We start from the raw sequence: 21,533 nt of genomic DNA on the forward strand, positions 1-21,533 counted from the left end.
GCCGTTGTCCGCGTTCAGCGGGCGGCTCGGGCGATGGGCACCCGGGCGGCCCGCAGTGCGGGGGCCAGCGCGCCGACCAGCGCCGTTCCGCAGCTGGTGAGCACCCCGGCGACCATCGCGCCGAGCGGTGGGCCGGACGGCTCCAACCGCGCGCGTCCGCCCAGCTGGTGCAGGAGCGGATCGGTCACCAGGGAGGCGATCCCGATGGCCGCCGCCGCGGCGAGCAGGGCGACGAGCTGCGACTCCAGCACCACGATGCGCACGAGGTGGCCCCGGGTCGCGCCGAACGACCGGCGCAGCGACAGCTCCTGCGAGCGTTCGCGCGCGGTCGCCAGTCCCACGTTCAGGATGCCGAGGCAGCCGACGAGCAGTACGAGTGCCGCGGCGGCGAGGAACGCCCTTCTGCCGGCGTCGAGTTGGGCGGTGTGGTCGTCGATGTTGTCCAGGCGGCGGATGTCACCGAGCTCGCCGAGGCGGCCGGTGATCTGTGCGTGCGTCTCGATCCGGGCGCGCAGGGTGTCCGCGTCCAGTGAGGGCGAGTGCAGCAGCAGTGCGACCGCGCTGCGGCGGTGGTGGACACCCGAGTTCCAGGGCCCGCCCCCGGCGAGACCGACGTACCCCTGCGGCTCGTCGCTGCCGTCGTCGACGACGCCGACGAGCCGGGCACGGTAGCGGTCGTGGGCGCCCGTACGGCTGAGCGCGAGTGGCGGCCCGTACGCCGGCAGCCGACGCCACGCTGCCCGGTTGAGCACCAACTGCGGGCCGAGCGTGGGGGTTTGGAACCAGGACCCGTGCAGCACCGGGAACGGGCGGATCAGCCGCAGTTCGGGATCGACCGCCAACAGCGTGATGCCCGGCAGCAGTTCCTCTCCGTCGACGACGGCCGGCAGGGCGGTACGGGACGCAGGGCCCGTACCGGTGACGGCGCCGACCGTGCTGCCGGCGGCCGCGGCGCGCGCATCCCCGGGGACCTCCGCGGGGGCGTCGCCGCGCGGGTCGTGCGCCGCGTGGATCCGGACGGTGCCGTCCTGGACGAAGGCGGCCACCACGCCGTCGCCGTCGGCGCTGAGACGGGAGAGCACGGCCCGCCAGTCGGCGACGTTCTCCCGCAGCCCGACTTCGCGTCCGCTGCCGGTGACGGGCACCAGAAGGGTGGTGCTGCGGCCGTTGCCGAGCACGGAGTCCCGTACGAGCGCGTCCTCGAGCTGGTCGCCGGCCCCCTGGACCAGTACGACGCCGAGCACGCCGACGAGCAGGCTGAGCGCGGTCAGCGTGTGCCGCAGCGGACGCCGTCGCACGCCCTGCCAGGCGACCAGCACGAGCGCCGTCGAGCGGGCACGCGGTCGGTGCGGCGCCCGGCGGGGCGGCCGGTGCGGCGGGGCGTTCGCCGCGTCCTCGGCCGCGGACGGGTTCACCGTGCGCGCACCCGCCCGCGGTCCAGCACGACCGTGCGGTCGAACTCCCTTGCCACCAACGGGTCGTGGGTGACGACGACCAGGGTGCAGTGACGTTCCGCGGCCAGGCGGTGGAGCTGCCGCATCACCTCGCCACCGGTGTCCTCGTCGAGCGAACCGGTCGGTTCGTCGGCGAGCAGCACGGCCGGTCGGCCGGCCAACGCCCTCGCCACCGCGACCCGTTGCTGCTCGCCGCCGGAGAGTTCTCCGGGCCGGTGGTGCGCACGTCCGGCGAGTCCGACCTGTGCGAGGGCACGCAGCGAGCGGCTGCGGCGGAGCCTGCGGGGCTCTCCCCGATGGAGCGCGGCCGCCTCGACGTTCTCCCGGGCGGTGAGATGGTCCAGAAGGCCGAAGCGCTGGTGCACGAACGCGAAGACGGTGCCGCGCAGAGCGTCCAACTCCCGTGCGCGCAGGGACGACACGTCCCGGCCGTCGACGAGATAGCTCCCCGTCGTGGGGGCGTCGAGCAGGCCCAGAATCGACAGCAGCGTGCTCTTCCCCGACCCGGAACGACCCAGCACGGCGACCCGCTCGCCGGGGTCGACACGCAGCGAAACCCCGTCCAGCGCGGTGAGTTGGCGGCCCCGGCCGGCTCCGTGGCGTTTGACGACCTGCCGCAGTTCCAGTGCTACACCGACCCCCGCCCCGTCGCCGACTCTGGCCCCGGCCCCGGCCTCTGCTCCGTTGCCGGCTCGCCGAGGATCGTCCGAGGGCGCGGCATCGTCGGACGACCGCGGGGACGGCGCGGGCGCCGAACTGGCCGCGCCGGGCGGGCAGTTCATCGGCCGGCCCCGCTGCCGTCGGCCGCGCTGCCGGCCCCGGCACCGTCGTCGGCTGCGCTGCCGTCGTCGGTCTCGTCGGTCGCGTCGGTCGCGTCGGTCGCACCGGCCAGGTCCGGGCCGGGGACTCGTACCCGTTCGCCCTCCCGCACCCCGGACACCAGCTCGACGCGGCTGCCGTCCGTGGCTCCGAGCCGGACCGTGCGGTTGGTCGGTGCGCCGTTCGGCTCGATCACCGTCACCTCACCGCGTGAGGAGTCTCCGGCGACGGCTTCGACGGGCAGCAGCAGGGCGTCCTCGACGCTGGCGGTGCGAATCGCCATCACCCCGACCATCCCGGCGAAGACTCTGGCGTCCTCCGGCACGACGCAGACCAGCCGCATCCCGGAGTTCTGTCCGTCTCCGTCCGCGGCACCGCCATCGGCGTCCGCAGCGCTCTCCGCGTCCGGAGCGTCGTACGCGCTGTCGTAGGTGCCGTCGTCCGCGGCGCCGGGTGGGGCGTCGTACGGGGCGTCTCTCCCGGGCGTGCCGGCCGTACCGGCCCCCGACTCCGCGCGGGCCGGCGCCGGTTGGGCTTCGGCGCTCGGCACGGTGTTGGCCAACGGACAGTCGAACGGGCCGGGTCCCTCGCTGATCTGCGCACGGGCGGAGAGCGGCGGGTCGTACACCTTGTGGAGGCTCTGACGATCCAGCACGGCCACCATGGCGAAGCCCTCCACCCGCCCGCGGGCGAGCGGATAGTTGGCCGGAACCCGACTGCCGACGGCCACCAGCTGGTCCACGATCCTCAGCCCGGACGGGAAGTCGACCTTCACCCGCGCCCGCGCCGGCGTCCCGCCCCTGTCCCCGTCTCCACCCCTGTCCCCGTCCGCCTCCGAGTCCTCCGAGTCCTCGTTACCGTCCCCGGCGTCGTCCTCGCGGCTGCTGCGGGTCCGGATGACGACGCCGTCGGCGTCGATCCGCTCCACGGTGCCGGCGCTCGGCGCGGTGACGTCGACCTCCGTGGCGGCGCGTACGGTCGCCGGCACCGTCGTCACCACCTCCAGGGTCTCGCGGGTGACGGAGACGACCGCCGACCCGCCGCGACCGTCCGACCGTGCGTCGTGCCCTGCCTGCCCTGCCCGCCCCGACTCGTCCGGGTGGCCGCCGTCGCACGAGGCGAGCAGCGCCCCCAGGAGCACCGCCGCCGTCCCGCCGGCCAGCACCGCGCGCAGCGGCGGGAGTCGGCAGCGGACGCGCCGGACCGCGGCCCGGACGCGTCGCCGGCCGCCGGTGGCAGGAGCGGGCGGGTCCGCGTCCCGAGGACGGTTCATCGGTGCCTCTGGGAACAGCTCACCCTGAAGTCGGAGCGCAGGGTGGAGAGATCACCCAGTTCGGCCTCGGCGAGCATGTCCTCGTACTGTCGGCGGCCGTCCTCGTCCACGAAGTGCTTGTAGCGGGGCGTCTCCCTGATCTTCTTGGCCATCCGGAGCGCCTCGGTGCGCTCGGCGGGCCGCAGGTCGTCCTCGAGCAGCCGCCGTTGCCAGGAGCAGAACCAGTAGTCGTTGGCCCAACCGCGGCCGTATCCGGGGCCGTAGGTGTTGCCGGCCCCGTCGTCCGGATCGGAGTCGAGGATGCCGACGCCCTCGGGGGTGCGCGGCGGCCAGTCCCAACCGGGCGCCAGGGGAAGCTTCTTCGCCTCCTCCCAGTACTGCGCGCGGGTCTCCTCCGGCGTCTGCGCGCCGGTCGACGCCTCCTCCAGGCCGAACCCGCAGGAGGGCGCCAGGAACAGGGCGGCCACGCACCCGAGGATGACCTTCCGTTGTGCTCTCATGCTGCCGTGCCCGGCCTTCCTGTGGTCAGTAGTAGAGCGAGCCACTGAACGAGTACGGCCGGCAGCGGTCGCAGGCGTCGTACTGCTTGAAGGAGGCGTACATCGGTGTGAGGGTCCGCACCCTCTTCGCGAGCACGCGCGCGAGGTCCGTCTCCCGGGCGGTCCAGTGCTCGGGGTCCCCGATGGTCCGGTTGGACTTGGTGCGGATCTTGAAGGTGATCCCGCTCTTGGGAAGGTCGTCGAACAGCGCCCGCACTGTTCCGGTGCCGACCTTCACCCGCCGGTTCGACGAGTGGTACCAGTCCTTGCCCACGCGCTTCTGGTGGACCGTGCCCTGGATGCCGTGCCAGCCGGCCGCGTGGGCCGGTCCGGTGTGGGCGCCCAGGATGCCGATGGTCACCGCGGCGGAGAAGCCGGTCCGGGCGGCGATGCTCTTCAAGCGCACTTCGTTTCCTTCACCTCGGTCAGGGCGTCGTCCGTACGCGACGGGCGGCAACGCTGAGACGAAGTCGGTTGCGCCGTACGGCAGTTGGAGGGGCGCCACCAGCCTCGTGGTCACGCATGGTGCCAGATGTGCGACTGCCGGTGATTAGGTTTCCGCAACGATCGATGCATATGCCACTCGAAGGAGCGAAAGCCCGGTCACTCACACGAGTTCGGCCCCGCTTTCGCGGCTGCCGCTGGAAGGTGAACTCGCCTGTGCGGCAGCGGAGTTGGTGCGTTCGTACCGTCTGCCGGGTGTTGGGTGCACGCCTGTGCCGGTGCGCCCCGCGGCCAGTCCGAAAAGTGTCGCAAGCGGGCCGGATCGCCCTCCGTGAAGTACCGATTTCCCTCCGGGGCCCACCATGACGTAGTGTCGTGTTCACCGACGCGGGGTGGAGCAGCTCGGTAGCTCGCTGGGCTCATAACCCAGAGGTCGCAGGTTCAAATCCTGTCCCCGCTACTGATCACCCGAGGCCCGGCACTGCGAAAGCAGCGCCGGGCCTCGGGTGTTTTCTGGCCTTGAGTTGTCCGGTCTTGTGCTCGCCGGGGTGGCGAGCGCCGGTGGTCGCCGCTCCGGAGGAGGGGTTCGGCTCAGCCGTGGTGCTGGGCGAGCTGGAGGAGGTTGCCGCAGGTGTCGTCGAGGACGGCGGTGGTGACCGGGCCCATGTCGGTCGGCGGCTGGGTGAAGACCACGTCCAGCTTGCGCAGCCGCTCGTACTCGGCCCGTACGTCGTCCACCGCGAACGAGGTGATCGGGATGCCGTCCGCGACCAGCGCGTCCTGGTACGGCTTCACCGCGGGGTGGGTGTCCGGCTCCAGTACGAGCTCGGTTCCGTCCGGCTGCTCGGGGGAGACGACGGTGATCCAGCTGTGGTGCTCGTCGAGCGGGATCTCGACCTTCTTCCGGAAGCCCAGGACTTCGGTGTAGAAGCGCAGGGCCTTCGCCTGGTCGCTGACATGGATGCTGGCCAGATTGATGCGCATCAGTGCTCTCCGGGTGTTGCGGCTGTGTCGGTCGGCTCGGGGTCGTCGGGTGTTTCGGGTCCGGGTGTTCCGGTTGTGTCCGGCGGCTGCGGCGCGCCGGCTTCCTCGGTCGGCAGCCAGCGCGCCACGGCACGACGCAGCGGACCGGTGTCGAGGTCGTGGAACTTGTAGCGGCCCTCGCGCCGCGTCCGTATCAGGCCGGCGGCCTCCAGGACGGCGAGGTGCTGGCTGATCGCCTGCCGGGTGAGCCCCAGGCCGTGCCTGGTGGTCAGCCGTCCGCAGATCTCGAACAGCGACTGCCCGTCCCGCTCGGCGAGTTCGTCGAGGATGCGCCGACGGGTGGGGTCCGCGAGCGCCTTGAAGACATCGTCCATCACTCGACCAGGATAGGCAAGTCACCACTTGCCTATCAAGTGGAGCGGTGATGCGGCCCGGCCCGGAGGTGGCTCCGGTCGCGGTGGCCCGGTGGCCCGGCGTCCGGAGGCCCGGCGGCCCGCGGGTTCGGTGGGCCGGAGTCCGGCCGCCGAGGTGCGGTGCGGCTTCGGTGCTTTTGCCCGGACGGTCGCATTTCCGGGTCGTTGGGTGAGGCCGAATTGACGCGGAGTCATTTTGCGTGGTGATGGAATTCAACCCGTTGCATCGCCGTCGAGGGCGCTGCTACCGTGAGCAACTCGAAGATCAAATGCTTTGACCAGGCATTTGACGAGTTACCGGGATCAGGGGGATCCATATCGTGAATATTCGACGCAGGGCGTTCTCGACGGTTACCGCCGTGGCGATGGCCGGTGTGATGTGCGGTACCGCCGCGGGAGCGGCGCAGGCGTCTCCGGTGAGTGATCGCGCACCCGCGAATTCCTCCCCGCAGGCAGCGGGTTCGGTCAACAGTGCGGCCGGTGCGGACGAGATCTGCGCGATCCTCGGCATCGGCAGCGGGGCGGCGGGTCTGACCAAGGCCCTTGCTCGCGGCGCCTCCTGGGTGGGAATCGGCGCCAGTGTGGGCTGCTACCTCTACACGCAGGCGAAGAAGGTGACTCCTGCCGAGCAGCGGGCGGCCATGGAGAAGTCGTACAAGAACTACCAGTCGAAGAGCGCCCTCGGGAAGCTCGATGCGCTCGGCTATTACTGCAAGAAGGAAGGCGGCGGTGGCGGTGGCGGCACCGACTCGGCGCCGATGGAGGTGAAAGCGGGCTGGCGGACGATCGTCATGAAGGGAGTGGAATACAAGTGCACCGCGATCAGGGACTGACGAACAGTCGAAATCCGGGAAACGGCGAGCGCTTCCTTTTCTCTCTCGCGTTGATCCTGGTCGGTGCGCTGTGGATCGCGAAGGGGCTGGCCGTCTGGGCTGCGGTCCTCTGCGTCGCCGCGATGATCGGTGGTACAGCGGGTGCGCTGTTCTTCGGTGCGAGATTCGTCAGCGCGAAGAGGCGGGCCTCGTAGGCGAGTCGACGAAGGCGGGGCACGACGTCCGAGGGCGTCGTGCCCCGCCTTCTCGGTCGTACGACTGTGCAACTTAGGCTAGCCTAAGTTGCATGCGGCGATTCGATGAACGTCCCGAGTTCGACCATCTGCTGCACTGGGTGCGCGGGGTCCCGGAGGCCACCGAGGCGTACCGGGCGGCAGGCGTGCCGGCGCACACCAACGAGGCCCTGGACGGTTTCCAGAACGGCGGTTGGCGCCTCGACACGCGCTACATCGAGACGCTGACGATCACCGACCCCGACGCGTTGCGCGCCTCGCGCTACGCCGAAGGGCTGCGGCTGCTGCGCCCTGCCGTCGAGGCACTGGAGGGGCCGGCCGGTGCGTTCACCTTCGCGGTGAACGTGACGGACGCCCGCGCCACCGCCGAGCGGCTGCGGGCGCAGGGTCACGAGGTCGCCGAGTTCGAGGTCGAGATGGCCGAGCACGGCGTCTCGTTCGTCGAGATCTTCGTGCTGGACGGCCCGCCCTGGCAGCCGTTCTTCATCACCTACGATCCGCCGCGCGAGGAACTGCTCGCCGGCGTCGACCCGGCTGCTTTCGAACGCGGCCCCCACGACCTCACCGGGCTGGTCGTCACCGATCCCCAACCCCGGGAGGCCGCCCGCGCGTTGGCGCGGCTGCTGGGGCTGCGGGCCGAGAACGCAGAGGTGCTGCTCCCCGGCGCGCACATACGCTTCGAGCGCGGTGAACGCCGGGCGATCACCGCGGTCACACTCTCCGACGGCAGCGGCGTCGCCGGGCCGGACACGGAGGTGGAGGGCCTCGTCCTCCGCTTCACCGGGTAGCCGCGGCGGCTTCTAGGCTGCGGGTATGGACAGTGGTGAGGCAGCGACCGACGACCCCTTCGCGTACCGGCGGGCGGGTGCCGCGGACGCCGGCACGCTCGTACGGCTGCGGGACGACGCCGCGCGGTGGATGATCGCCAACGGCATCGAGCAGTGGCAGCCCGGCGAGAAGGACGAGAAGCACTTCCTGCGGCGGGTCGAGGACGGCGAGGTGTGGCTCGCCTCCCTGCGCGGTGCGGGAACGGTCGTCGGGGCCTGGGAGCTGTGGTGGTCCGATCCGACGGCCTGGGGCGTACGGCCGGACGACGCGGCGTACGTGCACCGGCTGATGGTCGACCGCGCCGCGGCGCCGCGCGGCGCCGGCCGGCTGCTGCTGGCGGCGGCCGAGCGGCGCATCGCCGAACTGGGCCTGGAGCACAGCCGGTTGGACTGCGTCCGGAGCAATCCGCGGTTGCGCGCGTACTACGAGTCGGCGGGGTACGTGCACGTCGGTGAAGGTGTGCAGCGCGACCGGGAGGGCAACCCGTACCCGGTGACGCTGCTGGAGAAGCGGTTGACGCGCTAGCCGGGCCGCCGAGGAGATGAGGGGCCGCGCCCGAGGCGACTTGAACGCCGGGGCCCGGGCCCTCGGGCGGGAGGACCACCGGTGCGTGTCCGCGGGGAGCCCGTCGCCCGCGTCGTGCTCACGCCCCCGACGGTCCGTGAGCAACCGCGCCCGCCGCCTCGCGCATGTGCTGCGGGCGGCGGCGGTGCGGGAGCGGGGTGCGGCTACAGGGTGCCGAGCTTGATCAGCACCAGCATGGCGATGAGTTGGATCGAGGAGGCGCCGAGCGCCTTCTGCCAGGGCAGGTCGTGCGAGCGGCTGACCATCGAGGTGAAGAGGAAGCCCGCGGCCAACCAGGTTGCCCAGCCGAGGAGTTGGACGAATCCGGCGTCGCCGCCGAGGAAGAGCGCGAAGAGCAGCCGCGGCGCCTCGGTGAGGCAGCTGATCAGCATGGCCAGCCCGACCGTCGGCGCCCAGGCTCCGTCGCCGCCGAACTGGCGGGCCAGGGTGTGGGTCACCGAGCTGAGGATCAGGAAGCAGATCGTCACCGCGGCACCGGTGATGAGCACCGTCGGAACGGCGTTGGCCAGCGTGGAGTTGAGAACGTCCTCACGGGGCTTGTCGAGGCCGAAGACGGCGAGCAGCCCGTAGAGGAAGGTGACGATCAGCGCGGTCGCCCACACCGAGTGGTCGCGCATCTGCCAGAAGGTCGGGTTCGGCCTGAGCACGATGCCGCTGAGCAACTGCTTCCAGTGCAGCCGCGGACCGGCGGGCGGCGCGCTGTCCCGTCCGGCGACGTAGGTGTTGCCGCCGGAGTAGCCGGGGTCGTCGTAGCCGTTGCTGTCGTCGACCCTGAACTGGGCGGTGTGGCCGGGGGAGTTGGCGTACTGGCCCGGGTCGAAGCGGTGGTCGAAGTACTCCGGACCGCCGTCGTGGCTCTGCTGCCAGGGGCCCTCGTCGGCCGGTGGGCGGCCGTGGCCGTACGGTGCGTCGGCGTCCGGCCCGTACCCCTGGTCCGGCCCGTGACCGGGCTGGGTCGGGTGCGGGGCGTACGGGACGTGGTGCCCGTACTGCTGTCCGCCCGCCCGGTGCGGGTCGTGGGCACCGGGCGCCCCGTTCGGTGCGCCCTGCTGTCCGTAGCCCGGTTGAGTGGGCTGCTGGGCAGGGTGCGCCTGCTGTCCGTTGCGCGGGTCCCGGCCGCGTCCGATCCTGAATCCAGCCACGTATTCGAACGTACCCCTTCCGGCGGCTCCGGCGAGTCCGGCTGGTCGTTCCGGGGCCCATTGTGGCTTGTTCGTCACATCCCCGCAGGGCTGTCCCCTACGGGTTCGCGCCGTTCGACCGGCGTGAGCGTCGGGACGTGCGCCGAGCGTGTGCCGGCGGTGCGCCGGTTGTGTGTCGGGGCCGTGCGCCGGACGTGCGCCGAGTCTCCTTCGGGACGTGTGCGCGGCGACGGGGTGCCGGACCGTCAGGTGTGCGCGGCGGGGAGTCTGACGCCCAGTGTGACGATCGCGCCGACCGCGCCGCGTTCGACGGTGAGCCGGTCGGTGGTGATCGTCGCGAGCCAGAGACCGCGGCCCAGCGGTGCGCCGTCCAGGCCGGGCAGCAGCTCGGGAATGACGTCGGAGCTGAAGCCGGGCCCGCTGTCGGTGACGGTGGCCTCCAGCTCGCCGCCGAGGTCGCGCAGCAGCAGGTGTCCCGCCCCGCCGGCGTGCTCCACGGCGTTGCTGGTGACGGCGTCGACGGCGAGCACGAAGTCCCCGCGCCGGGGCTCCGCCAGGCCCGCGCGGGCGGCGCACTCCTCGACGCCGTACCGCAGCTGAGTGAGCGTACGGGCGGTGAAGTGGCGTTTGAGCAGCTGGAGTCGGGGTCCGGGCGCCGGGCCGGCGGGTGCCGTGCCCGGGCGGCCGGTCACGCGGTCGGCCAGAGTGCGCACCGGGGACCCACCTCCCCTGCGACTGCGGCGGGGAGAAGGGCGCGGGGGTGCGGACGGGCCGCCTGGACCACAGGCATAGGCCTGAGGCTATGGCGCGCTCGCGCCGCCCGACAGGCCGGAGCGAGCGCGGGCCGATTTGCCACCAGAAAAGACCGAAAGCGACCAGTCGATTTCCGGGCGTGCTCGGTTTGGTGTCGATCTGTGCTCCGGACGACGGAAAACGGTCGGCCGGCCCCTCAGTGCGAGGGGCCGGCCGACCGTGGTGCTTCCGTCCGGGGAGCGGCGCTACTTCGCCGGTTCCGGCTGGGGCGCGTCGCTCGGCCGGGCGTCGTCGCCACCGGCGGCCGGGCCGTCGCCGCCCTCGCCGCCGGGGTCCGACTCGGGGCCGGAGCCGCCGGGACCCGAACCGCCGTCGCCGTCCTCGTCCGCGGTGCCGGCGGGCTCGGCCCGCACCGACTGCAGCAGCAGCTGGGAGACGTCCACGACCTCGACGGACTCCTTGGCCTGGCCGTCGTTCTTCTTGCCGTTCACCGAGTCGGTGAGCATGACCAGGCAGAACGGGCAGGCGGTGGAGACGATGTCCGGGTTGAGCGAGAGGGCCTCGTCGACGCGCTCGTTGTTGATGCGCTTGCCGATCTGCTCCTCCATCCACATCCGGGCACCGCCGGCGCCGCAGCAGAAGCCGCGCTCCTTGTGCCGGTGCATCTCCTCGTTCCGCAGGCCGGGCACCTTGCCGATGATCTCGCGCGGCGGGGTGTAGACCTGGTTGTGACGACCGAGGTAGCAGGGGTCGTGGTAGGTGATCAGACCCTCGACGGGGTTGACCGGAACGAGCCGGCCCTCGTCGATGAGGTGCTGGAGCAGCTGGGTGTGGTGGATGACCTCGTAGTGCCCGCCCAGCTGCGGGTACTCGTTGGCGATGGTGTTGAAGCAGTGCGGGCAGGTCGCGACGATCTTCTTCTTCGACGCGGGCAGCTTCGACGACTCGTCGGCGTCCTCGGAGGGGTCCTCGCCGAACGCCGCGTTCAGCGTCGCCACGTTCTCCTCGCCCAGCTGCTGGAAGAGGAACTCGTTGCCCAGGCGGCGCGGCGAGTCACCGGTGCACTTCTCGTCGCCGCCCATGATCGCGAACTTCACGCCCGCGATGTGCAGCAGCTCGGCGAAGGCCTTGGTGGTCTTCTTCGCCCGGTCCTCCAGCGCGCCGGCGCAGCCCACCCAGTACAGGTAGTCGACCTCGGTCAGATCGTCGACGGTCTTGCCCACCACGGGCACGTCGATGTCCTTCTCGGCCTTGAGCTCCTTGGTCCACTCCAGCCGCTGCTTCTTGGCCAGGCCCCAGGGGTTGCCCTTCTTCTCCAGGTTCTTGAGCATCGTGCCCGCCTCGGACGGGAACGCGGACTCGATCATCACCTGGTAGCGGCGCATGTCGACGATGTGGTCGATGTGCTCGATGTCCACCGGGCACTGCTCGACGCAGGCACCGCAGGTGGTGCAGGACCACAGGACGTCCGGGTCGATGACGCCGTTCTCCTCGGCGGTGCCGATCAGCGGACGCTCGGCCTCGGCCAGAGCGGACGCGGGTACGTCCTTCAGCTGCTCCTCGGTGGCCTTCTCCTCGCCCTCCATCGTCTTGCCGCCGCCGGCCAGCAGATAGGGCGCCTTGGCGTGCGCGTGGTCGCGCAGGGACATGATCAGCAGCTTGGGGGAGAGCGGCTTGCCGGTGTTCCAGGCGGGGCACTGGGACTGGCAGCGTCCGCACTCGGTGCAGGTGGAGAAGTCGAGGATGCCCTTCCAGGAGAAGTGCTCGACCTGGGAGGCGCCGAACTTGGTCTCCTCGCCGCCGCCCTCCTCGTCGTCGAAGACCGTCTCGAAGTCGATCTCCTTGCCGTCCGAGGTCATCGGCTGGAGCGCGCCGAGCGCCGTACCGCCCTTGGCGTCGCGCTTGAACCAGATGTTCGGGAAGCCGAGGAACCGGTGCCAGGCGACACCCATGTTGGTGTTGAGGCTGACCGTGATCATCCAGATCAGCGAGGTGCCGATCTTGACCATGGCCCAGAAGTACACGAGGTTCTGCAGGGTGCCGAGGCTCATCCCGCTGAAGAAGGCGACCAGCGGGTACGAGGCGAAGTACGCGGGCTCCCAGCCGTCGACGTGGTGCAGGGCGCCCTCGAGGCCGCGCAGCACCAGGATCGCGAGGCCGATGATGAGGATGATCGCCTCGACGAAGTACGCCTGGCCCTCCTTGGAGCCGGTGAAGCGCGACTTGCGGCCGGCCCGGCTCGGCAGGTTGAGCTGGCGGATCACGATCAGCGTGAGGATGCCGACGACCGTCATCAGACCGATGAACTCGATGTACATCTCGTACGGCACGAAGCCGCCGATGACCGGCAGCATCCAGTCGGCCTGGAAGAGCTGGCCGTAGGCGTTGGCCAGGGTCGGCGGCAGCGTGAGGAAGCCGATGGCGACGAACCAGTGCGCCACACCGACCACGGCCCACCGGTTCATCCGGGTGTGGCCGAGGAACTCCTTGATCAGGGTGGCCGTGCGCAACTTCCAGTCGTTGGTGCGTGAGCCTGCCGGCACGGGCTGGCCGAGCTTCACGAATCGGTAGATCTCGGCGATGGCGCGCGCGAACAGCGCAATACCGACCACGCTGAGCGTCAGCGAGACGACGATCGCGACGAGTTGCATCTCGGCTCCTCGAACCTGCGGGGCGGAGCCTGCCGGAAGCAGCCGTGGGATCCGGACACACAGCAGGCGTACTAATCAGTAACTTATCAAGTATTCCCGAGACTACCCACTAACGCTCTGCCGCTGTACCTCGGCATGCGGTGATCTGTGTCGCTCAGGCTTGGCTAAGTTGCCCCGGCCGTGCGGTGCGGCGGTGCCGGGTGCGCCGACACCGCCCGCCGCGCGCGGTGTCCGAGCTATACCCGTACGCCGCGTTCGCGCAGCCACGGGAGCGGGCTGACCGCGGATCCGGACTGCTCGGTGACCCGTACCTCGAAGTGCAGATGCGGACCGCTGGAGTTGCCGGTCGACCCGGACAGGCCCAGCTGCTGACCCGCCTTCACCCGCTGCCCTGCCTTTACCTGCAGAAGGCTGAGATGGGCGTACTGCGTGTGGTAGCCGCCGCTGTGCCGCACCACGATCTGCACACCGTAGCTGTCGCCGCAGCCGGTCCTGGTGACGACGCCGTCGCCGACGGACTTCACCGGCGTACCGGTGGGCACCGCGAAGTCCTGGCCGGTGTGGTTGCTCGCCCAGCGTCCGCCCTGGGCGGCGAAGCCGGCGGTGAGTGTGTAGCCGCCGTCCACCGGGCGCGACCAGCCGCCGGAGCGGCCGGTCGAAGCGGGTGCGGCGCCGCTCGGGCAGCCGCTGCGGTGCGAGACGCGCAGCGGCTGCGGCCGGACCGGCTCGGGCGTACGCGTCGCGGGACCGCCCTGGCCGGCGGCCTCCAGCTGCTGCGCGGCACGCTGCCGGGCCGCGGCCTGCCGGGCGACCCGCTGCTCGGCGCGCACGAGTTGGGCCTGGATGGAGTGCTTGATGCGCAGCTGCTCGCGCTGTCGCTCGTGCAGCTTCTTCAGTGCGGTGCGGGCGGCGCGCTTCTGGCGGTCGAGCGAGACGCGGGCCCGGTCGGCCTCGTGCACCATGCGCACCCCCGCCCGGTTGCCCTGTCGCAGCGAGGCGCTGCGGGTGAGGAACTCCTCGGGGCTTCGCGCGAGCACCAACCGTGCTTCGGGGCCCACTCCGGAGCGGTACTGCATCGCCGCCGCGGCGCCGAGTGCCCGGCGGTGGGAGGCGTACTGTCTGCGCTTCTCGGTCAGCGCCGTGGTCAACCGCTCGGTGGTGGCGCGCTGCCGGTCCACCGCGCGCCGGGTGCGTTCGTGCTGCCGGGACGCCGCGGCGGCCTTGCGGTAGAGCCCGCCGATCTCCGGCGAGGCGCCGGGGCCCGGGCGGCTCACCGCTTGGGAGCGGTGGGACGGCGGCCCGGCGGCCGGGGCGGTGGTCGCGGGCGCCGCCGAGGCGGGGCCGCCGGTCAGCGGTGACAGGAGCAGGGCGCCCAGGAACGCGGCGGAAAGCCGGTACGGGCGCGACGGACGCGGGAACACCAGCACCATCTCCGTCTGCTTCTCAGCCGGTGCATGACTGAGAGTGGTCGGAAGAATTCATCCGGTCACTGGTGTCGATCTCCCGGTGTGGTGATCCTTAAAGGGGCGAAAAGAACAATCAACCCCATTGCCGGGAAAAGACAGTTGGTCTGAAGAATGCGTCAACCGGCGGTGTGCGAACCGGTTTCGGCGGCGTTCTTCGGCGCCCCGTCGGGTGTGGTGCGGGTGATGCGAGCGGTGTGCGCCGGGATGTGTGGCGCGGACGGGGCTGCGGTTGCCGCGGGGCGGGCGAGGCGGGGTGTGGGGTGCGCGCGCCGGGGTGTGCGTACCGGGGTGCGTGGGCCGTGCGGGGGCGGTGTCGGGTGCCCGGCCGGCGGGGCGTCAGCTGCCGCCGGTGAGGCCGGCGCGGTCCGCCAGTACGGCCGCCTGGACCCGGTTCACGCCGCCGAGCTTGGCCAGCAGGGTGCTCACGTGGTCCTTGACCGTGCCGTGGGCGAGGCCGAGTTGCTCGGCGATGGCGGAGTTGGAGCGACCGTGTGCGAGCAGCGCCAGCACCTCGCGCTCGCGGGGCGTGAGTGTGCCGATGGCGTCCCTGGCCTCCGGGGAGCCGGCGGTTCGGTGGAGGTAGCCGCCGATGACGGTCGGGGTGATGCTCGGGTCGAGCGTGGAGCCGCCCGCGGCGAGCACCCGTACGGTCTCGATCAGCCTGGTGGGTTCGGCGTCCTTGAGCAGGTAGCCGGAAGCGCCGAGCCGCAGCGCCGCAGTCAGGTACTCGTCGGCGTCGAACGTGGTGAGCATGCAGACGGCCGGCAGGTCCGGGTCGGCCGCGGAGCCGTCCGGGCCCTCCCGGCGCAGTTCGCGCAGGACCGCGAGCCCGTCGGTGCCGGGCATGCGGATGTCGAGCAGCAACACGTCCGGTCTGGTGGCGAGGACGGACTCGACGGCCCCGCCGCCGGCGGCCTCCGCGACCACCTCGATGTCGGGGGCGCTGTTCAGGATGAGCCGCACGCTCGACCTGATCAGCTCTTCGTCGTCGACGACCGCCACTCGAATCATGGAGCTGTCTCCCCGCCCTCTTCCGGTTCTGCGCTGTTCCCGCGGGTGCCGGCCGTTTCCGCCGTCCGGTCTGTCGGACCCTTCCGGTGCTCGGACGGTTCCCGGTCGCCCCGGGCCCCCGGGCTCGTGTCAGGACGCTACGTCACCGTGCGGAGCGGGCGGAGGCTCAACTCCCGTACCCGCGCCGCGTCCTGACGGGGTGCCGTCGGGCGGGCTCGCGGCGGCGGTTCGCGGAGCGGTTCGGCGACGTGCGGCGCGGGCGGGTGCGTGGTGCGCTGGAGGGGGTGTTCGTCGTGGTTCGCCTGCTGCGGCCGGGGTTTTCCGCGTCGGCGGGGGTGCGGCTCGCGGTGGTTCGCAGGGAACCTCGAGGGCTTCGGTGAGCGTCATCGGCAGGGGTCAGGAGTGCGCACTGCTTCTTTATGCGCCGTTTACTCGCAAGCAAGTTGAGTCGCCTCCACTCAGGTACGTTGACGGCTGCGCCGGAGTGGTGCATCCTTGAGCCTGTTCCACTCAGGACTTAGTTGGAGGAGATTCCGAAATGGCACGTGCGGTCGGCATCGACCTGGGTACGACGAACTCCGTCGTCAGTGTGCTCGAAGGCGGTGAGCCCACCGTCATCACCAACGCCGAGGGCGCCAGGACCACGCCGTCCGTCGTCGCCTTCGCGAAGAACGGCGAGGTGCTGGTCGGCGAGGTGGCCAAGCGCCAGGCCGTCACCAACGTCGACAGGACCGTCCGGTCGGTCAAGCGCCACATGGGCACCGACTGGAAGATCAACCTGGACGGCAAGGACTTCAACCCGCAGCAGATGAGCGCCTTCGTGCTCCAGAAGCTGAAGCGGGACGCCGAGTCCTACCTGGGCGAGAAGGTCACCGACGCGGTCATCACCGTGCCCGCGTACTTCAACGACCACGAGCGCCAGGCCACCAAGGAGGCCGGCGAGATCGCCGGTCTGAACGTGCTGCGCATCGTCAACGAGCCGACCGCCGCCGCGCTGGCGTACGGCCTCGACAAGGAGGACCAGACCATCCTGGTCTTCGACCTCGGTGGCGGTACCTTCGACGTCTCCCTGCTGGAGATCGGCGACGGTGTCGTCGAGGTCAAGGCGACCAACGGCGACAACAACCTCGGTGGTGACGACTGGGACCAGCGCGTCGTCGACCACCTGGTCAAGCAGTTCCACTCGGGCCACGGCGTCGACCTGTCCAAGGACAAGATGGCGCTCCAGCGTCTGCGCGAGGCCGCCGAGAAGGCCAAGATCGAGCTGTCCTCCTCGACCGAGACCTCGATCAACCTGCCCTACGTCACCGCCTCCGCCGAGGGCCCGCTGCACCTCGACGAGAAGCTGACCCGGGCGCAGTTCCAGCAGCTGACGCAGGACCTGCTCGAGCGCTGCAAGACCCCGTTCCACAACGTCATCAAGGACGCCGGCATCCAGCTGTCCGAGATCGACCACGTGGTGCTCGTGGGCGGTTCGACCCGGATGCCCGCCGTCGCCGAGCTGGTCAAGGACCTGACCGGTGGCAAGGAGGCCAACAAGGGCGTCAACCCGGACGAGGTCGTGGCCATCGGTGCCAGCCTCCAGGCCGGTGTGCTCAAGGGTGAGGTCAAGGACGTCCTGCTGCTGGACGTCACCCCGCTGTCCCTCGGTATCGAGACCAAGGGCGGCATCATGACCAAGCTGATCGAGCGCAACACCACGATCCCGACGAAGCGTTCGGAGATCTTCACGACGGCCGAGGACAACCAGCCGTCGGTGCAGATCCAGGTCTACCAGGGCGAGCGCGAGATCGCGGCGTACAACAAGAAGCTCGGGATGTTCGAGCTGACCGGTCTGCCGCCGGCCCCGCGCGGTGTGCCGCAGATCGAGGTCACCTTCGACATCGACGCCAACGGCATCATGCACGTCTCCGCCAAGGACCTCGGTACCGGCAAGGAGCAGCGCATGACCGTCACCGGTGGCTCCGCGCTGCCGAAGGACGACATCGAGCGCATGATGCGCGACGCCGAGCAGTACGCCGACGAGGACACCAAGCGCCGCGAGTCCGCCGAGACCCGCAACCAGGCCGAGCAGCTGGTGTACACGACCGAGAAGTTCCTCAAGGACAACGAGGACAAGGTCCCGGCCGACACCAAGGGCGAGGTCGAGGAAGCGATCGCGGACCTCAAGGAGAAGCTGAAGGGTGAGGACACCCCGGCGATCCGCGAGGCCTCCGAGAAGGTCGCGACCACCAGCCAGAAGCTCGGCCAGGCCCTGTACGCCGACGCGCAGGCCGGTCAGCAGGCGGCAGGCGGCGCCGAGGGTGCCGCGGGCGCCGGCTCCGCCCAGAAGGACGAGGACGACGTCGTGGACGCCGAGATCGTCGATGACGAGAAGGACAAGGACAAGCGTGGAGGTGCCGCGTGACGGAGGAGACGCCGGGCTTCGACAAGGACGAGCCCGAGGTCCCCGCCGACGCCGCACAGGCTGACGAGGCTGCCGGTTCCGCCGACAAGGCGGGGCCGGCGGCTCCGGCCGGGGACTCCCAGGAGAAGGCCGGTGGTACGGGCGGGTCGGGCTCCGCACCGGAGGGCGACGAGCTCCAGCAGGCGGGCCTCACCGCCCAACTCGACCAGACCCGTACCGCGTTGAACGAGCGCACCCAGGATCTGCAGCGCCTCCAGGCGGAGTTCTCGAACTACCGCCGCCGGGTGGAGCGGGACCGGATCGCCGTCAAGGAGGTCGCGGTCGCCAACCTGCTCACCGAGCTGCTGCCGGTGCTCGACGACATCGGGCGGGCCCGGGACCACGGTGAGCTGGTCGGCGGATTCAAGGTCGTGGCCGAGTCGTTGGAGACGACGATGGCCAAGATGGGTCTGGCGCAGTTCGGCAAGGAGGGCGAGCCCTTCGACCCGACCGTGCACGAGGCGCTGATGCACTCGTACTCGCCCGATGTCACCGAGACGACGTGCGTGCAGATCCTGCAGCCCGGGTATCGCATCGGCGAGCGTACGATCCGCCCCGCGCGGGTCGGCGTCGCCGAGCCCCAGCCCGGGGCGCAGCCGACGAAGGGCGAAGAGTCATCGGGGACGGACGAGGAGAACGGTGGCCCGGAAGAGGGCTGACGTGACGGCCGCACAGGTACGGAAGGAGGGACGCCGGGGATGAGCCTCAGCAGGGAAGTGCTGGAGAAGGATCTGTACAAGGTCCTCGGCGTCCCGAAAGACGCCACCGAGGCGGAGATCAAGAAGGCGTACCGGAAGCTCGCCCGCGAGAACCACCCGGACGCCAACACGGGTGACGCCAAGGCCGAGGAGCGCTTCAAGGAGGTCTCCGAGGCCAACGACATCCTCTCCGACCCCAAGTCCCGCAAGGAGTACGACGAAGCGCGCACGCTGCTGGGCTCGGGCGGCTTCCGCCCCGGTCCCGGCGCCGGCGGCAACTTCAACTTCGACCTCGGCGACCTCTTCGGCGGTCAGCCGGGCGGAACGGCCGGCGGCCCGGGCGGCGCCGGCGGTTTCGGCGGCGGTCTGGGCGACGTCTTCGGCGGGCTGTTCAACCGCGGCGGTACGGGCACGGGTGCGCGCACCCAGCCGCGTCGCGGTCAGGACGTCGAGTCGGAGGTGACGCTCAGCTTCACCGAGGCGGTCGAGGGCGCGACGGTTCCGCTGCGGATGTCCAGCAGCGCGGCCTGCAAGGCGTGTTCGGGCACCGGCGACAAGAACGGCACCCCGAGGGTGTGCCCGACCTGTGTCGGCACCGGGCAGGTCAGCCGCGGCGGCGGTGGCGGCTTCTCGCTCACCGACCCGTGCATGGACTGCAAGGGCCGCGGCCTGATCGCCGAGAACCCCTGCGACGTCTGCCGGGGCAGCGGCCGGGCGACGAGTTCGCGCACCATGCAGGTCCGCATCCCCGCGGGAGTCTCGGACGGGCAGCGCATCCGGCTGCGCGGCAAGGGCGCCCCGGGGGAGCGCGGCGGTCCGGCGGGCGATCTGTACGTGGTCGTCCACGTCGACGGGCACGCGGTGTTCGGCAGGCGTGGCGACAACCTCACCGTCACCGTGCCGGTCACCTTCACCGAGGCGGCGCTCGGCGGGGAGATCGTCGTACCCACCCTGGGCGGTCCGCCGGTCAAGCTGAAGCTGCCGCCGGGCACTCCGGGCGGGCGTACGATGCGCGCCCGCGGGAAAGGAACCACTCGCAAGGACGGCACCCGCGGCGACCTTCTGGTCACCGTGGAGATCGCCGTGCCGAAGGACCTGAGCAAGAAGGCGCAGGACGCACTGGAGTCCTACCGCGAAGCCACCGCGGACGAGGACCCGAGGGCCGCGCTGTTCAAGGCCGCGAAGGGAGACTGAGGTGACGACCGGCCGAGGTGGAGGCAGGAACAATCCGTACGAGCTGACCGAGGAATCACCGGTCTACGTCATCTCCGTCGCGGCACAGCTCTCCGGGCTGCATCCGCAGACCCTCCGCCAGTACGACCGGCTGGGTCTGGTCTCGCCCGACCGCACCGCCGGGCGCGGCCGTCGCTACTCGGCGCGGGACATCGACCAGCTCCGCGAGGTGCAGCGGCTCAGCCAGGACGAGGGCATCAACCTGGCGGGCATCAAACGCATCATCGAGCTGGAGAACCAGGTGCGGGCGCTTCGGGCGCGGGTCGGCGAGCTCTCCCAGGCGGTCGAGGGCGCGGCGGTCGCGCTCCAGCAGCGCGAGGCACAGGTGCACGCCTCCTACCGGCGCGATCTCGTGCCGTACCAGGACGTGCACCAGTCGGGCGCGCTGGTGGTCTGGCGGCCCCAGCGGTCGCGGGACTGACCCGCGCGCGTCCGGGGCCGACGGCCGCCGGGCGGCAGAGCGGTTCTTCGAGCCCGCTCCCGGATTTCCGGGGGCGGGCTCGAAGCCGTGCGGGGGCGTGTCGCGCCGCGCGGGTGCCGGGCTTCGTGCGCCGGGCGGGCTGCTCCGGGCGGCCGGGCGGTTCTGACGGCTGAGGGCCGGGCCGCTCGACCGGCGGCGGGCTGCTCCGACCGCCGGGGACGGTGCTTCCGACGTGCCCGTACGCTGCCTCCATGGCGAATGCGGAGACCGCGGGCGCTCCCGCGGGCGGCGGTGCGGAAGCCGTACGGGTGCGGGAGTTCTGGCAGCGGCTCGGGCTGCCGGGGCTGGTGGACGTGCACACCCACTTCATGCCAGCCCGTGTGATGAGCAAGGTGTGGGCGTACTTCGACGCGGTCGGCCCCTCGGGAGGCCCCGACTGGCCGATCACCTACCGCCACGAGGAGGCCGAACGCCTCGCGCTGATCCGGGAGTTCGGGGTGCGGGCCTTCACCTCGATGATCTATCCGCACAAGCCGGGCATGGCCGAGTGGCTCAACGGCTGGTCCGCCGACTTCGCCGGCCGTGTGCCCGACTGCCTGCACACCTCGACGTTCTACCCGGAGCCGAGCGCGGCGGCGTACACGGCGAGCGCCGTGGACAGCGGTGCCCGGATCTTCAAGTCCCATGTGCAGGTGGGGGACTACGATCCGGCCGACCCACTGCTCGACCCGGTCTGGGGGCTGCTGGCGGAGGCCGGCGTGCCCGTCGTCGTCCACTGCGGTTCGGGTCCCGCGCCGGGCCGCTTCACCGGGCCGCGGCGCGTCGCCGAGGTGCTGGCGCGCCACCCGCGGCTGCGGCTGATCGTCGCGCACATGGGGATGCCCGAGTACGCCGACTTCCTCGCGCTGGCCGAGCGCCACGAGGGCGTCCACCTGGACACCACGATGGCCTTCACCGACTTCGCCGAGAAGCTGATGCCCTTCCCGCCCGAGCTCCGCCGACGGCTGGCGGAGCTGCGTGAACGCGTGCTGTTCGGCAGCGACTTCCCCAACATCCCCTACGGCTATCCGCACGCGCTCGACGTCCTCACCCGGCTCGACCAGGACGAGGACTGGCTGCGCGCGGTCTGCCACGACAACGCCGTACGCCTCTTCGGCCTCGGACCCCGCCCCGCGACCGAGTCCGCCGCGCCCGCCCCGCGCTGACCTCCGGGCGGGCTCCGGGCCGGGCTCCGGACTGAGATCCGTGCTGGGCGCGGGACGGGGCAGCCGGGCCGAGGCGGGGCGGCGTTATTCCCTTACGCTGTA

Annotated in this window: 20 protein-coding genes, 1 tRNA gene and 1 pseudogene; 10 read left to right on the plus strand and 12 right to left on the minus strand. The window is 71.2% G+C overall.

Annotation, left to right across the window (positions count from 1 at the left end; translation table 11 throughout):
* Positions 1–14: 14 nt before the first annotated feature.
* The 5 genes from MTQ01_RS25065 to MTQ01_RS01615 are packed head-to-tail and all read right to left on the minus strand — an operon-like array spanning position 15 to position 4,491.
* Positions 15–1,415, minus strand: a complete 1,401-nt coding sequence (locus MTQ01_RS25065; RefSeq protein WP_247486482.1) for an FtsX-like permease family protein — start codon at positions 1,413–1,415, stop codon at positions 15–17.
* Positions 1,412–2,236: an ABC transporter ATP-binding protein gene (locus tag MTQ01_RS01600; protein WP_247486483.1), complete on the minus strand. Its 825-nt coding sequence runs from the start codon at positions 2,234–2,236 to the stop codon at positions 1,412–1,414. Before MTQ01_RS01600 ends, MTQ01_RS25065 begins: the two co-directional genes overlap by 4 nt.
* Entirely contained in the window at positions 2,233–3,546 is a 1,314-nt protein-coding gene (locus tag MTQ01_RS01605) for an efflux RND transporter periplasmic adaptor subunit (protein ID WP_247486484.1), read from the minus strand. The genes MTQ01_RS01600 and MTQ01_RS01605 overlap by 4 nt, the downstream gene beginning before the upstream one ends.
* Positions 3,543–4,013, minus strand: a complete 471-nt coding sequence (locus MTQ01_RS01610) for a hypothetical protein (protein ID WP_247486485.1) — start codon at positions 4,011–4,013, stop codon at positions 3,543–3,545. Before MTQ01_RS01610 ends, MTQ01_RS01605 begins: the two co-directional genes overlap by 4 nt.
* A 58-nt stretch (positions 4,014–4,071) precedes the next feature.
* Complete coding sequence (locus tag MTQ01_RS01615) at positions 4,072–4,491, minus strand: hypothetical protein (RefSeq protein WP_247486486.1); 420 nt, start codon at positions 4,489–4,491, stop codon at positions 4,072–4,074.
* Between the two features lie 424 nt (positions 4,492–4,915).
* On the opposite strand from MTQ01_RS01615, the gene MTQ01_RS01620 reads away from it, so the two are divergent.
* Positions 4,916–4,989 (plus strand) — tRNA-Met (locus tag MTQ01_RS01620).
* 131 nt (positions 4,990–5,120) lie between these two features.
* Here MTQ01_RS01620 and MTQ01_RS01625 read toward each other — a convergent pair.
* Both MTQ01_RS01625 and MTQ01_RS01630 read right to left on the minus strand, forming a co-directional pair.
* Positions 5,121–5,513, minus strand: coding sequence for a VOC family protein (locus tag MTQ01_RS01625; RefSeq protein WP_247486487.1), 393 nt, complete (start codon positions 5,511–5,513; stop codon positions 5,121–5,123).
* 89 nt (positions 5,514–5,602) lie between these two features.
* Positions 5,603–5,890, minus strand: a pseudogene (locus MTQ01_RS01630) (ArsR/SmtB family transcription factor); the annotation flags it as partial.
* A gap of 452 nt (positions 5,891–6,342) precedes the next feature.
* Between MTQ01_RS01630 and MTQ01_RS01635 the strand changes: the two are divergent.
* The 4 genes from MTQ01_RS01635 (at position 6,343) to MTQ01_RS01650 (ending at position 8,345) form a co-directional block, all read left to right on the plus strand.
* Complete coding sequence (locus MTQ01_RS01635; RefSeq protein ID WP_247486488.1) at positions 6,343–6,759, plus strand: hypothetical protein; 417 nt, start codon at positions 6,343–6,345, stop codon at positions 6,757–6,759.
* A 50-nt stretch (positions 6,760–6,809) separates the two neighbouring features.
* The gene (locus MTQ01_RS01640; RefSeq protein ID WP_247486489.1) at positions 6,810–6,953 is read left to right on the plus strand and encodes a hypothetical protein; all 144 of its coding nucleotides are present in this window, start codon (positions 6,810–6,812) and stop codon (positions 6,951–6,953) included.
* Positions 6,954–7,045: 92 nt separating this feature from the next.
* Positions 7,046–7,780 (plus strand): VOC family protein, encoded by a 735-nt coding sequence (locus MTQ01_RS01645; protein ID WP_247486490.1) that lies wholly within the window; start codon positions 7,046–7,048, stop codon positions 7,778–7,780.
* Between the two features lie 25 nt (positions 7,781–7,805).
* On the plus strand, positions 7,806–8,345 hold the full coding sequence (locus MTQ01_RS01650) for a GNAT family N-acetyltransferase (RefSeq protein ID WP_247486491.1): 540 nt from the start codon (positions 7,806–7,808) through the stop codon (positions 8,343–8,345).
* A gap of 203 nt (positions 8,346–8,548) precedes the next feature.
* On the opposite strand, the gene MTQ01_RS01655 is transcribed toward MTQ01_RS01650, so the two are convergent.
* From MTQ01_RS01655 to MTQ01_RS01675, 5 genes are all read right to left on the minus strand, one after another.
* Positions 8,549–9,547, minus strand: a complete 999-nt coding sequence (locus tag MTQ01_RS01655; protein WP_247486492.1) for a Yip1 family protein — start codon at positions 9,545–9,547, stop codon at positions 8,549–8,551.
* Positions 9,548–9,792: 245 nt separating this feature from the next.
* A complete protein-coding gene (locus MTQ01_RS01660) occupies positions 9,793–10,239 on the minus strand; it encodes an ATP-binding protein (RefSeq protein ID WP_374207629.1) in 447 nt (148 codons plus the stop codon).
* 306 nt (positions 10,240–10,545) lie between these two features.
* A complete protein-coding gene (locus tag MTQ01_RS01665) occupies positions 10,546–12,951 on the minus strand; it encodes a (Fe-S)-binding protein (protein ID WP_247486493.1) in 2,406 nt (801 codons plus the stop codon).
* 236 nt (positions 12,952–13,187) lie between these two features.
* Positions 13,188–14,381: a M23 family metallopeptidase gene (locus MTQ01_RS24790; RefSeq protein WP_282613120.1), complete on the minus strand. Its 1,194-nt coding sequence runs from the start codon at positions 14,379–14,381 to the stop codon at positions 13,188–13,190.
* Positions 14,382–14,753: 372 nt separating this feature from the next.
* Complete coding sequence (locus tag MTQ01_RS01675) at positions 14,754–15,428, minus strand: response regulator transcription factor (RefSeq protein WP_247486494.1); 675 nt, start codon at positions 15,426–15,428, stop codon at positions 14,754–14,756.
* Positions 15,429–15,966: 538 nt separating this feature from the next.
* Here MTQ01_RS01675 and dnaK point away from each other — a divergent pair.
* From dnaK to MTQ01_RS01700, 5 genes are all read left to right on the plus strand, one after another.
* Positions 15,967–17,835 carry a molecular chaperone DnaK gene (gene dnaK / locus MTQ01_RS01680; RefSeq protein ID WP_247486495.1) on the plus strand — a complete coding sequence of 623 codons (1,869 nt, stop codon included), beginning with the start codon at positions 15,967–15,969 and terminating at the stop codon, positions 17,833–17,835.
* Positions 17,832–18,533 (plus strand): nucleotide exchange factor GrpE, encoded by a 702-nt coding sequence (gene grpE, locus MTQ01_RS01685; RefSeq protein ID WP_247486496.1) that lies wholly within the window; start codon positions 17,832–17,834, stop codon positions 18,531–18,533. The genes dnaK and grpE overlap by 4 nt, the downstream gene beginning before the upstream one ends.
* Positions 18,534–18,572: 39 nt before the next feature.
* Positions 18,573–19,766 carry a molecular chaperone DnaJ gene (dnaJ, locus tag MTQ01_RS01690; protein WP_247486497.1) on the plus strand — a complete coding sequence of 398 codons (1,194 nt, stop codon included), beginning with the start codon at positions 18,573–18,575 and terminating at the stop codon, positions 19,764–19,766.
* Between the two features lies 1 nt (position 19,767).
* A complete protein-coding gene (locus MTQ01_RS01695; protein WP_211040798.1) occupies positions 19,768–20,226 on the plus strand; it encodes a heat shock protein transcriptional repressor HspR in 459 nt (152 codons plus the stop codon).
* A gap of 251 nt (positions 20,227–20,477) precedes the next feature.
* Entirely contained in the window at positions 20,478–21,431 is a 954-nt protein-coding gene (locus MTQ01_RS01700; protein WP_247486498.1) for an amidohydrolase family protein, read from the plus strand.
* Positions 21,432–21,533: the final 102 nt, after the last annotated feature.

This window comes from Streptomyces sp. XM4193 (assembly GCF_023072595.1).
In the GTDB taxonomy this organism is placed as follows: Bacteria; Actinomycetota; Actinomycetes; order Streptomycetales; family Streptomycetaceae; genus Streptomyces.